This window comes from Ruegeria sp. AN6 (genome assembly GCF_056540425.1).
In genome coordinates, this window is record NZ_JBQFWR010000010.1 from 1 (window position 1) to 12,795 (window position 12,795).

Annotated in this window: 10 protein-coding genes; 8 read left to right on the forward strand and 2 right to left on the reverse strand. The window is 52.0% G+C overall.

What is annotated here, in order from left to right; translation table 11 throughout:
* Positions 1-232: 232 nt before the first annotated feature.
* On the reverse strand, positions 233-2,020 hold the full coding sequence (locus tag ACR0MQ_RS15390; protein ID WP_170775030.1) for an adenylate/guanylate cyclase domain-containing protein: 1,788 nt from the start codon (positions 2,018-2,020) through the stop codon (positions 233-235).
* A 514-nt stretch (positions 2,021-2,534) separates the two neighbouring features.
* On the opposite strand from ACR0MQ_RS15390, the gene ACR0MQ_RS15395 reads away from it, so the two are divergent.
* The 5 genes from ACR0MQ_RS15395 (at position 2,535) to ACR0MQ_RS15415 (ending at position 8,452) form a co-directional block, all read left to right on the forward strand.
* Positions 2,535-3,701: a reductive dehalogenase gene (locus ACR0MQ_RS15395; protein WP_480609188.1), complete on the forward strand. Its 1,167-nt coding sequence runs from the start codon at positions 2,535-2,537 to the stop codon at positions 3,699-3,701.
* 273 nt (positions 3,702-3,974) lie between these two features.
* Entirely contained in the window at positions 3,975-5,897 is a 1,923-nt protein-coding gene (locus ACR0MQ_RS15400) for a DUF3604 domain-containing protein (protein WP_480609190.1), read from the forward strand.
* Positions 5,898-6,056: 159 nt separating this feature from the next.
* The gene (locus ACR0MQ_RS15405) at positions 6,057-6,887 is read left to right on the forward strand and encodes a peptidyl-prolyl cis-trans isomerase (protein WP_480609192.1); all 831 of its coding nucleotides are present in this window, start codon (positions 6,057-6,059) and stop codon (positions 6,885-6,887) included.
* Entirely contained in the window at positions 6,884-7,873 is a 990-nt protein-coding gene (locus ACR0MQ_RS15410) for a HupE/UreJ family protein (RefSeq protein WP_480609194.1), read from the forward strand. The genes ACR0MQ_RS15405 and ACR0MQ_RS15410 overlap by 4 nt, the downstream gene beginning before the upstream one ends.
* A gap of 390 nt (positions 7,874-8,263) precedes the next feature.
* Positions 8,264-8,452, forward strand: coding sequence for a hypothetical protein (locus ACR0MQ_RS15415; protein WP_170780926.1), 189 nt, complete (start codon positions 8,264-8,266; stop codon positions 8,450-8,452).
* A gap of 264 nt (positions 8,453-8,716) precedes the next feature.
* Here the strand turns inward: ACR0MQ_RS15415 and ACR0MQ_RS15420 are convergent, their stop codons facing one another.
* Positions 8,717-9,781: a hypothetical protein gene (locus tag ACR0MQ_RS15420; RefSeq protein WP_480609196.1), complete on the reverse strand. Its 1,065-nt coding sequence runs from the start codon at positions 9,779-9,781 to the stop codon at positions 8,717-8,719.
* Between the two features lie 611 nt (positions 9,782-10,392).
* Between ACR0MQ_RS15420 and ACR0MQ_RS15425 the strand changes: the two genes are divergently transcribed.
* Genes ACR0MQ_RS15425 through ACR0MQ_RS15435 form a run of 3 tightly spaced genes read left to right on the forward strand, consistent with a single transcriptional unit; the run spans position 10,393 to position 12,666 of the window.
* Complete coding sequence (locus tag ACR0MQ_RS15425; protein ID WP_480609198.1) at positions 10,393-10,617, forward strand: hypothetical protein; 225 nt, start codon at positions 10,393-10,395, stop codon at positions 10,615-10,617.
* Positions 10,618-10,648: 31 nt separating this feature from the next.
* A complete protein-coding gene (locus ACR0MQ_RS15430) occupies positions 10,649-11,308 on the forward strand; it encodes a response regulator transcription factor (protein ID WP_170477735.1) in 660 nt (219 codons plus the stop codon).
* Positions 11,308-12,666, forward strand: coding sequence for a sensor histidine kinase (locus tag ACR0MQ_RS15435; RefSeq protein WP_480609200.1), 1,359 nt, complete (start codon positions 11,308-11,310; stop codon positions 12,664-12,666). The genes ACR0MQ_RS15430 and ACR0MQ_RS15435 overlap by 1 nt, the downstream gene beginning before the upstream one ends.
* The last annotated feature ends 129 nt before the right edge of the window (positions 12,667-12,795 follow it).

Below are 12,795 nucleotides of genomic sequence, written 5' to 3' on the forward strand. Positions count from 1 at the left end.
CATGCCCATGCCCATGCCGTTACCCATGCCCATGCCCATGCCGTTACCCATGCCCATGCCCATGCCGTTACCCATGCCCATGCCCATGCCGTTACCCATGCCCATGCCCATGCCGCGACCCATGCCCATGCCCATGCCACTACCCATGCCGTTGGCTGTGTCCTTTCTAGAAGTCATTGGAAATCCCCCTATCGAATAATATGGACTTGAGATTTCGTCGGCTCAAAGTCCTCTAACGCGGCAAACCCGCAATAAATAACCCACTTTTTAGGGCCAATTTGTCTTCTCTACGTACAAATGGATACCACGAAACAAACCGATCCACCGAGAAATCTTTGTCGAGCCTTAGAAGCTCGGCTCCAACGGCCCGTGCCTTTTCCTCTTGACCGTTCATTGCAAGACTGGCCGCCAGAATTCTCAAGGTCGCAATAAAGCGAGAGTTGACCTGACGCGCCTTCTGCAACCAGGAAATCGCTTCAGCATAATTTCCCGAGGAAAACTCGGCGATTCCAACCCCGGTCCACCAAGTAAAGTTCAAGGTGTCAAACGGGCTTAGTTTAAATGCATTCTGAAACCGGGGTATCGCCTCGTCTCTTCGGCCTAAATACGACAATGTTACTCCACTGGTTGCCCAGCCGAGTGCATTATTTTGATCGAGGGACAGGGCCAGATCAAACATCGACATCGCTTGATGCGGATCACCCTCAATGAGGCTTGTCAGATGCCCAGCGACCACTTGGCAGAAAGGATCATCAGGATCCAATGCGATGGAATGTCGGGCATGCTCGACAGCCAGCAGTTTGTCGCGCTCAGGATTGTCGGAGCGTTCCTCGCCAACGAGGTAATTCAATCGCCAAGCGGAGTAAGCATAGGCTCTGGCATAGGTAGGATCCAGTTCCATAGCCCTTTGCAGCGCTATTCCGGATTGATGATACCCCTCATCTGTGAACCGATACAGTTCTGATGCCGCCTTGAGAACGCAATCATACGCATCAAGGCTATGGGTGGAGCGATTTCGAACGCGTTCAATTCCGTGCGCGTTCAGGCGGGGCTCGAATGAGCCGACAACTGCGGCAACTATTGTGTCTTGAAAATCGAACAGATCTTCGGCGGTCCCGTCGAACGACTCGGACCAGATTGATCGGTTCAAGGCAACATCAACCAATTCCGCTGTAATCCGAAGCCGATTACCCTGTCGGCGCACGCTTCCATCCATTACGTAGTTGACACCCAACTGCGACGCGATTTCCTGAAGATCAATCGAGCGTTTGGCAAAACGTAATGTCGACGCGCGAGCGATTACGTGAAATGCATGACTACGGGATAGACCGCTGATTATATCTTCGGTGATCCCTGATCCAAAATACTCTTCCATTTCATGGCCAGAAGACGCGCGAAATGGCAAGACGGCCACTGTAGGTCGCGATGTCCATTCAATAAAAGGTTGGTGCAGACTCGCGCTTTCTGAGGAAGAGGATTCCAATGGCACGACCTGAAACAAGTGGATAATTCGATTGATGTTTTTTAGCCGCGGCGTCCCAATATCTCTGAAGCGGACGTTGATCTTACTTCCTGCCAGCTCTCGAACCAGCCCTGTCGCAACGATTTGACCCGGCGCTGCAGCGTCATGAATACGCGAGGCAATGTTGACGCCGTCACCCAATATGTTTCCGTGGCTCACCAAAACATCTTCGACATTTACTGCAATCCTTAGTTGCAGACTTTCACGTGTGCCCCTTTGCGCCTCTGGATGTGGTTTCTTCTGAGCGTCGACAGCCCATTTCAAGGCAGCCACCACGCTGCTGAATTCAACGAGGATCGCGTCTCCGATAGTTTCGACCAATCGGCCATCATATTGCTTAAGCAGTGGCAACAGCAACTCTTCTCTGAGCGATTTCCACTGGTTGCTTGTCCAAACATCGTCTTCTGCCATTAGGCGGGAAAAACCGGCAACATCTGCGAACGCGACAACTGCAAGCCTGCGCGTTTCAGAAATTGGAGGTTCGTTTTCACCCGCCATTGAAAGTCTTTCTGAAGAATCCTGTTCGTTGTTTATGAATGCTAACTTGAAGGCAGAGTAACGATAGGATTGTCTTCAGTCTATTGCCCCATCTAATGAATGGCGTCTTCTAACGGCTCTGACATAATCGATATGCTTCTTTTGCCGAACGTTTCGGCTTCTTTGACTTCCTGTTTGGTCATAGGGCGGATCATCTTGGAATAGAATCTAATTCTAAAAAATCGTGCTGAGGCGGCGCGAGTACCTTCGACTAGCAGACCGATGCTTGAAGAAGTGGTCGGGGGCTTTTTGATTTGAGGCTTCAAGCCAGACATTGCAACCGTATTCGACAACGGCAGTTGCACCCTCCCGCAACCAAATTCCGAACAACCCGTTCGATCTACAAACAGTCCACCAAACTGCTTGCTTCACGATCAATCCTCCTCAGCACCATAATCGGAAACTCAGACGGGCAAATGTAAGCGTTGCCTCTGCCCCCTTTGACAACTGACCTATCTCGCGGCATCGTCTCGCAATGGGCTATCCCTCCAACCACCCCCAACGACCCGACGACGCCGCCGCAGGTATTGATGTCACGAATGACTTTGAACGCTTCAACCAGCGTAATGATATATTTACCCGCGCTTTCTGGGATGAGCGTATCCGCTGCAAACAAACCGACGCCTTCTTTGCCTCGTACCGCATGGAAGCCATTCCGCGTCGTGGGGATGGTTTCACCCAACGCGACTTTGCGCTTAGAAACGCGGCTTGGTTGATTTCAGACTTGATCTCCGAAAGAGGAGGCGAGACCGGCAGGCGCGAGGGCTTCCAAGCCCCCATCAACAATGACACACCTGTGGCCCCGACACAGCACCCGATAGACGACCCTGTCGCGATGGCAAGGGAGGTCAAACGAATTGCGAAATTCTTTGGGGCCGATCTCTGTGGCATCACCGATATGGATGACCGTTGGCTTTACGCGGCCCGAGTTGACACTCGCGACTTCTCTGATGCGCCCAACGACCTGCCGGAAGGCATGACATCCGTCATCGTGATGGGCCATCAGATGGATGAAGACCTTGTGGCTACCTATCCGTCTGCTCTCGCGGGGGCTGCCACTGGACGCGAATACTCCCATGAGGCCAGTATCGTGATGCAGCTTGCAGCCTACATCCGTAATCTGGGCTATGAGGCCACAGCCTCTATGAATGACACCGGTCTCGTGATCCCTTATGCGATCAAGGCGGGCTTGGGAGAATATGCCCGCAACCAGATGGTGATAACACCTGAATATGGTCCGCGATTGCGGTTCTCCAAGATATTCACCAATCTTCCACTGGCACATGATCCCCCCAGGCCTTTGGGTGTACGTGCTTTCTGTAGCATTTGCACCAAATGCGCAGATGCCTGCCCGGTCAAAGCGCTCCCTTACGGAGCGCCGGAGACAACGGAGGATCCCTCGGCCATAAAGGGTGTGCGCAAGTGGACTTCCGACGCGGCTAGGTGCTTTGGGTTCTGGGCCAAACTGTCTTCCGACTGCGCAATTTGCATGCGCGTCTGTCCGTTCAACCGCGATTTTACGCTATGGCGTCATCGTTTCTGGTTGGCACTGGCGCTTTCACCCTTGCGTAGATTTGCCCTTTGGCTTGACCGTAACCGCGGCAAACGCGCCAAGCCGACCGATTGGTGGGAAAACCCCTGAGTTCAACATGAAATTTGGCCGATCACTGAAGCAATCGTTTAGCGGTCCGCTCCGGTGCTCCCCCGGACTGTTGGACACGTATTCAAGCGCGAAAGACAGCATTTTTGATCCGGGAACAAGGAGCCGACCGCCTCGAATACAATTAGCTCAAAGACTTAGCGGCAAAATTTTTTCCACGAGCCCCTCAGATATGATATCATAAAAATCGAATATATTGGAGTCACAAAAGACTCTGGGAACTCGCTGAGTATTTTTTGCTTTTTGGGAGGCACTATGTATCGAATTTCTGCTTGTTTTCTATCTCTTATTCTTGCGCCGACCGTTGTGCTTTCTGACGCGGTTCCAAGCGAACAGGCAGTCGAAGGGCTGTTTTCCAATCAACCATATTCGCCGTACGCACAGCGTTCTTTCCCCGAACGCCCGCTTTGGGGTGATACACATCTACATACCGGGCTGTCATTAGATGCGGGAGCATTTGGAAATACCCTGCTACCCGATGAAGCTTGGCGTTTTGCAAAGGGAGAGCAGGTCATTTCCTCCACAGGGCAGCCCGTAAGGCTGGCCAGACCATTGGATTGGATGGTTCTGACAGATCATACGGACCTCATGGGCTTTGCTCCGGATTTGCAGGCTGGGAAACCCGGTGTTCTGGCTGATCCAAAAGGGCTGGAATGGTACGAAGGCTACAAAGCAGGTGGCGAAGAGGCCGGGAAAACAGCCTTCGACATAATTACCAATTTCTCGCAAATGACACTGCCAGAAGTTCTGTTGGAGTCTTACAGCCCCGGTGCCGACGCTTTTTCCTTTACCTGGGAACATATTGTCCTTGCGGCCGAGCGGCACAACGACCCGGGTAATTTTACTGCATTCATCGGGTTCGAATGGACTTCGGTGCCTAAGGGTTTCAACCTGCACCGGAACGTTATGCTGCGCGATGGGCCGATCCGTGCCTTGCAGATGGTGCCACCGGTCACACAACCACCCTACGGCGATACCGATCCAAAAGCGCTATATGCTTGGCTTGAAGAATATCAGGAGAAAACCGGAGGACGCGCAGTTGCGTTTGCACATAACGGCAACCTTTCAAACGGGTGGATGTTCCCAACCGAAGATACCTATCACGGTGGCAAGGTCGACGCGGATTACGTAGCCGCCCGCGCAAAATGGGAGCCTCATTATGAAGTCACCCAAATCAAAGGTGACGGCGAAGCGCATCCGTTCCTGAGCCCAGACGACGAATTTGCGGATTACGAGAACTGGGACGTCGGCAATCTCGACATAACCGAGCTGAAGACCGATGACATGCTAGCAGGGGAGTACGCCCGAGAAGCTCTGAAACGAGGATTGCTGCTGGAAGAAAAGTTTGGCGTGAATCCCTATAAATTTGGCATGGGAGGCGCGACGGACAGCCATACGTCTTTGGCCACTGCCGAAGAAGACAACTTCTTTGGCAAGTCGGTCAGCGTTGAACCCTCGGCCTCGCGGATCAAGCACCCTTTCATTGCGAATGATCTCGGTGAAATACCCGGCGACCTTTTGGTGGCATCCGGATACACGGCAGTTTGGGCCACCGACAATACGCGTGCTGCGATTTTCGACGCGTTTAAACGACGTGAGACATACGCGACAACAGGTCCTCGGATCGGCCTGAGGTTTTTTGGTGGTTGGGATTTCAGTGAAGCTGATGTTGAGACCCGTTTTCTTGCTAATGTTGGTTATACCAAAGGCGTTCCAATGGGTTCGGACCTGCGCCCACGCGAGGGAGATGGTGCACCTTCATTCCTGATCGCTGCGCTGCGCGACCCGGTGGGAGCTAACTTGGATCGTGTGCAGGTGATCAAAGGCTGGCTTGATTCTGAAGGCGCCCTGCAGGAAAAGGTCTACGACGTTGCGTGGTCGGATGATCGTGTTGCCGATGATAGCGGAAAGGTTCCCGCTGTGGGGAATACTGTAGATGTTGAAGCCGCCAGTTGGGCCAACACAATCGGTGCCTCCGAGCTTGTGACCGTTTGGTCCGACCCTGAATTCGACCCAAATGCACGGGCATTTTATTATGTACGCGCATTGGAAATTCCGACTCCGCGTTGGATACTGTATGACAAGCTAAGATATGGCATCGACTTGCCCGAGGATGCGGTGCTGACGCATCAGGAACGCGCGTATTCATCACCGATTTGGTACACGCCGGCAGAGTGATCAGCATTAATCACATTAGTATAAGTCGAGGTGGCGATTGTTGCCTCGGCAGAAGCCTATAATTCTGCAGCGCGACAAGAGCCTACTTTATTGCAAAAATTAACTCGCTGATGTCAGCATTGGTACTTAGAACCTGATGCATTTCACGCAGGAGCCTGTATGCGCCTATTGAAAGAACCTTTGTTTCATTTCTTCCTGATTGGGGCGGCTATATTCATTTGGTTCCATATAGTCGCGCCGGAAAATGAGACCACCGAAAATCTCGTGACAATATCAATCGACAAAGATGATGTCGCGCTTCTGGTTACTCAATTTGAGGCCAGGTGGAAACGCCAACCAAACGAAGCTGAACTGCAAGCTTTGATCGATGCATCAATTCGTGAAGAAGTTTTGGTCAGAGAAGCAAGAAAGCTTGGGCTGGATCGCGGAGATAGCGTGATCAGATCGCGGCTAAGCCAAAAGATGGATTTTCTTACTGAAGCGATTGCTGCATCAGTTACCCCTGAAGACGAAGATTTGGAGGCCTATCTTCAGAAGAACCGTGAAAGATACGCGACGTCCAAAAAGGTAGCCTTCAATCAGATCTTTCTTGGCGAAGCGCCAGGTGACGCAGCGATCGCAAACGCGTTGAGCGCGGTGCGTGAGGAACAAGAGCTTCCTGAATTTGGGCGTTCAACATTACTGCCTGCCTCAATGCCTTTGACCGCTACTCGGGTTGTCGACTCGGTGTTTGGCGCCGGGTTTTCGAACGGCCTAACTGAACTCGAACCAGGTCAATGGGGAGGGCCGATCCAATCAGGTTACGGTGTTCATCTTGTTCAAGTGGTCGCTATCGAGCCTGCTAAAACACCGCCGTTATCAGAGATACGGAATGCGGTTCTACAGGATTGGCGTCGCACCATGAGTGCAGATCTGGCGCAAGCGCAATATGAGGCGCTTGCTGATGCCTATGAGATTGTGGTGCCGGATATCTCGGGACCAACCAAATGAGACATTTGGTCAGTATGTTAATTGCGTTGTTGTTCGTGTGGCCCGAAGGCGACGCCAACGCGCATGCGCTTGATCCGGGATATTTGGAAATCCGTCAAATCGCATCAAACACATGGAGCGTTCATTGGCGAAAGCCCGATGTGAATGGTCAGCCAATGGCGATTGATGCAGTGCTGCCAAATGGTTGCGCTCCGTCACGTGGTCCGGAAGCAACACGTGACAGTCGGGCCTGGGTTTCATCATGGGTCATGGAGTGTCGTGAAGATATTGCGGGGAAATCCATTGCGATTGAAGGCTTGGAGGCACAAAGAAACGATGTTTTGGTGCGCTTGCACCCCTTAGAGGCCGCACCGACGACCCTTCGTCTCACCTCAGATACAGCAATCCAAACCATACCTCCTGAACAGACGACATGGTCAGTTTTCATATCCTATTTTCAATTGGGATTTGAACACATACTGGAGGGCTGGGATCACCTTTTGTTCGTGTTCGCGCTGTTTATTCTGGTCCGAGATGTCTGGAGACTTGTAGGAGCCGTAACAGCTTTTACACTAGCTCATTCAATAACTCTGGCGCTGGCGACCTTTGGTATTTTGAATGTTCCTGGGCCACCGGTCGAGGCAGTAATAGCGCTTTCAATCGTGTTTCTGGCGATGGAGATTGTCAAAGGTGGCGAAGGTCGCTTCCGACTTTCCAAGCAAAAACCGTGGATTGTTTGCTTTGGGTTTGGCCTTTTGCACGGCCTTGGTTTTGCAGGTGCCCTGGCAGAAATTGGACTACCACCAAACGATATTCCGGCAGCGTTGCTGGCATTTAATCTCGGTGTTGAGGCCGGTCAGTTGAGTTTCATCGCTGCGCTGGCCGTCTTCACTGCGATTTGGCGCTTGGTTGCCTCGCCGACTGGTCGAGGACCGGTCGTACTCACCGCCTATGGCATCGGATCGGTTTCAATGTACTGGCTTATCGAGCGCTTAAGCGGTTTCTAGTGTCCACGACCCCAATCAAGAGGTCCCCCTAGAAGTGCGGGCCAATAAGTAACACTGTAGGCTTTAACAAAGGACCACTCTCAGGGCGCTGAACACAACTAGACGATTCCGGAGGCCGACAATTCGAGAGAGCTGAGGCAAACGAGGGTCAAACAAGCAATTTAGCATAGCCTAATAAGACCATTGACAGATCGCAGTGAAGCAAAGGCATGCCCTGATCTGCGCAACAAACCCCGGCAAATGGCCGTACTATCCCATTGTTTTCGTTTTGGGGACAACATTAACTGAACATGAACAATGTATTTTCGCGACGTTCAACCGAGATGAGGCATAGTGCTCTATAGAGTTGAACGAGCGAGTTATTGTTCAATTGCAAATGAGGGGAAACGCATGATCAAGTCTGCCTTTAAGACCGAAGAGTCCGACACTGTTACTGTGATGCAAACCTCTGGCGGTATCGCTGCGGACAAGTTGCCAACCAAACGCCCTACAATCAGCGGTCGCTTCCCTCCTATCGAAAATGCACTAACAGAAATTGTAAAAAACAAGCGACTTTCTGAGGCGCTAACCAACGTCTGAAGGTAGTTCAGTCGACCCTTGTTCAATTCCTGATACTCGTCCTAAACAACGGAATTGACAACAGAATCCCGCCTAACTTAGGCGGGATTCTTTCGTTTGGTGCTAATGAAATCGTGGCTTGTAGCTCACAAAGCATAGTTCAATGCCAGTAAACCAAGGGGCGGCCATTCCGCTTCTGATGAAGTAAATGACCGCCCCGGCTTATGGTGCTTCCGTGAGTTGTCTGCACCGTTAGGAAGTTATACCTGAGATTTGAGGTTTCGATTACAGACCCAGAAGCGACTTGACCTCTTCTTCCACGGCATCGGTAACAGGTTTGTTGGCCGCCGCTTCCAAGGCTTCGCGCTCGGCTAATTCTTGTTCTTCAACAAGTTCAACCAGTTCCCGAACCTCTTCTGTCGCTTCTTCATATTCTAATGCTGCCTGACGTTCCTCATTGAGGTCCCGCGCCTCTTCAATTGAACCTTCCAAATTCATCTGCGCTTGATTGAGCTGCTCTTCGATCACAGGGTCCGTTCCACCGGCATCCTCCAAAGCCTGTTCAAGTTCGTCAACAAGCTCTTGATTGGTTTGAACATCATCCAATGCGACTTCTAAATCTTCTTCGATCTCCGCGACAGTGCGCTCTGGTGGCTCCAGCCCGGTAAGCTCTTCCAACTGTTCTGCAAGATCCTCCCGCAAGGGTTCTCCGGCCAGCACCGTGTCACGATATGTCGCTATTCTTCCGACACGTGAATTAGGTGAAGCATTGGCCAAGGCTGTCGCACTTGCGTTCGCAGCATTAAGCGCACCCAGTTCAGAAGGGTGGGCACCAAGAAGCGCCGCCACCCTGTTACCCGTGGGCCGAACTGCGGGGCGAACAGGTTCGTCGACAATCAAATTTTCTGTAGTCTGCTTGTTGGTCTTGGATAATTGCTTTCCACCGCTGGTGGTCGTGCGCGTCCTGGAATTTGCAGCGCCTTTTGCTTTGCCGCCTCCATTAAAAAGATCTTTTAGTGAAAATCGACCGCGGTTCTCTGAAGTGGAACGCGAAGACTTGCTTTTTGAACCGCCGAAAATGGATTTCCCGGATTTTCCAACTTTGCGGTTTCCGTCAGACCCTTTCTTATTGTTACTGGCCGAATCGCGATCGCCTTTGTCGGCACCACCATTGTTCCCGCTGTTCCCGTTTCCACCGGAATTGCCGCCGCCTTTACCCCCGCCGTTGCCTTTTCCTTCTTTGGCAATTGCAACATCTGGCATTGCGACTGTAACAATAACGGCGGTCGATCCCAGCAAAGCAATAGCCACCGCAGAAGCTTTAATAGGGCTGAGGATAGAGGTTTTCATATCGGTCTCCTTGATGGAACAGCAGTGGTGCTTTCTACTATGATCTGGCGTGCTGTATTCGAATGCTGCAATCCACGTACGAATCGTCTGATCTCTCAATCATTTAACTTGAGTGCGCTTGAACGCAGGGCTAACTTCTTGTTCATCACCGGTTCACGTCGATTCACGTATCTTTTGACCTGCAAGTGTGAGGAAGTAGATGCGTGCAGCGGTTATATTGACGGTAGTAAGTTTGCTTGTTGCTTTACCTGTTAGGGAAGCAACGGCCGACGTCCGTGAGCTTAAACAGAGCGAACTGCGCAAAGCGACCCTATCGGGTAATACGATTCGGCTTGCACGGGTCATCAAAGGCGTCGCAAAAACTTACGGAGGCACCCCTGTTGATGCCCGCGCGTTTCAAGCGGGTGAGATCTATTATCGTATTCTTGTAAAAAAGCCGGATGGAAAAATCTTTAGTGTGATTGTGAATGCCCAGACGGGCACCGTTGTGTCCAACCGGTCTGGGGTCGGCAATCAGATTTCGAAAGCAGCGCGTTCCAATTCGACCAAAGCCAATAGCAATCGTGGTAACCGCAACGGGCCCGGATCAGCTGCAAACCGTGATAATGGGAATGCTGGTGGCAATGGAAATGATACCGGAGGCGGCGGTGGAAATGCCGGTGGAAACAGCGGCGTTAACAGCGGTGGAAATTCTGGCGGGAACGGCGGAGGTAATGCTGGCGGAAACGGCGGAGGTAATGCTGGCGGAAACGGCGGAGGTAATGCTGGCGGGAACGGCGGGGGTAATGGCGGCGGCAATTCCGGTGGGAACGGGAATGGCAGAAATTAGGGCTTAAACCAACGCGAATGTGCCTGTAGTTTTAAGATATGAGAATACTTCTGGCTGAAGACGAACCCCAACTCTGCGAACAGATTAAAAAACTTCTGGGGGTCGAGGGTCGCGTGGTGGATGTGGCCCATAATGGAACGGACGCTCTTCATATGGGCGCGACCGAACCATATGACATGATCATACTCGACATTGGGTTGCCTGAACGGGATGGAATTTCCGTTTTGCGCGAATGGCGCAGCTCAGGTGTTAAGACACCGGTATTGATACTGACGGCCCGTGACGGTTGGAGCGAGCGTGTCGATGGTCTTGATGCGGGCGCAGATGACTACATGACCAAACCGTTTCACATGCCGGAACTGGCCGCGCGTGTACGGGCAATTCTGCGCAGGCAGAGTGGTCAGCTGAATCCGGTTATCGAAATGGGCGACGTCTCGCTGGATACCAGGAACGGGCGGGTCAGTGTTGCGGGGATTCCGGTCGATCTAACCGCGCAGGAGATCGCGGTTCTCACCTACCTTGCGCACAACTTGGGGCGCATGGTTTCCAGAACTGAATTATCGGAACATATATACGAATACGACGGTGACCGAGATTCAAACACTATCGCAGTATTCATTACCCGGCTACGCAAGAAATTGGGGCCTGATCTCATCACTACGGTCAGAGGACGCGGCTATATGATCGATACCGCCTGATGCTATCGCTGCGCCATCGCGCCCTACTTAGTGGGCTGGCGTCTGCCACAGTGTCGGTAGGTGTCGGAACGTTGGTCGTTTTCTCCTACATCAATACGAGGGTGCTCCAGCAGTTTGATGAAACGTTACGTGACCGTCACACTCAGTTAGTTGTCGGACTAAGTGTCACCACCGACACTCCGGATGTCCTGAGAGAGCTGATATTCGACCCCGCATATGGTACGCCTTATTCAGGCAGATATTGGCAGGTGACGAATAACAAAGGCGACATCTATACATCGGCCTCATTGTTCGACGAAACGATCGCAGAGCCCACGCGTACTGGCAACGAAGCAACCATTTGGAACACGCTGGGACCAGACGATGAAGCTGTTCGCAGCATTTATCAGAAAATCACCTTTGAAGACGGAACGGAATGGGGCGTGAGCGTTGCGGAAAGCAGGCTTGAACTGTTAAGCGAACGCCGGGCTGCACAATCAAACCTGCTTCCAGTCTTTGGGCTGGTTGGGCTGATTGGTGTTGCGGGCTCTCTTTTGTTGATGTCTGCGGTCATTGGTCCGCTGAGGAAATTGCGTGCTGACGTTGCCCATCGCTGGGATAACGGAGACGACCTGAAGCCGGATGATTATCCTGAAGAAGTATCGCCGCTTGTGGAAGACCTCAATCAGCTGTTGCACCGAAATCGCGAGATCGTTTCGAGTTCTCGACGTCAGGCCGCAGATCTGGCCCATGCACTTAAGACGCCAACATCGATTCTCCGAAACGAGTTGTTGAACTTGTCGGAATCCGGATCCGATACCGGGCCCGCGGAAGAGGCGCTGGCACGTATAGATTCCCAACTTGGTCGAGCACTTGCACGCATGCGTGCGTCAAATACCGCCGAATTGACCCATTCGCGAACGGATATCTCGAATTCGGTCGAAAGGCTGTCTAAATTTTTTTCAATTATGGCAGAGCGCGAAGGCAAATCTCTAACTTCACGCTACCAAGCCGGTCTTTGGGTCAGCACCGACACTCAGGACATTGAAGAGGTGTTGGGTAACCTTCTCGACAATGCCCTTAAGTGGTGCCGAACGACAATTCATATTTCGGCACATCGTAATGGGCGCAACATAAAAATCTGTATTGAGGATGATGGACCCGGCATTCCAGAAGAGGCGCAATCAGCCGTGCTACGATCTGGCGAGCGCCTGGATACCTCTGTCAGCGGGACTGGTTTGGGATTGGCTATTACTGTCGATCTGCTGAAGGCTTATGGTGGTACGCTTAAACTTGGCGTTTCGGAACGCCTCGGCGGTCTTGGTTGCGAAATACTGATACCTGAACGGAAGGACGACCGACATTTGAGTCGCATATAGCTTTCACTTTCAGGTATGAAATCCCACTCGCGCTCTCGATAAATAAGATACTTGTACCGAGGCTTGGATGAGCGGCGGCAGGTTAGGGGAGACTGGTAAGATTTTCGTATCTCGGGTCTACCGCTCCTT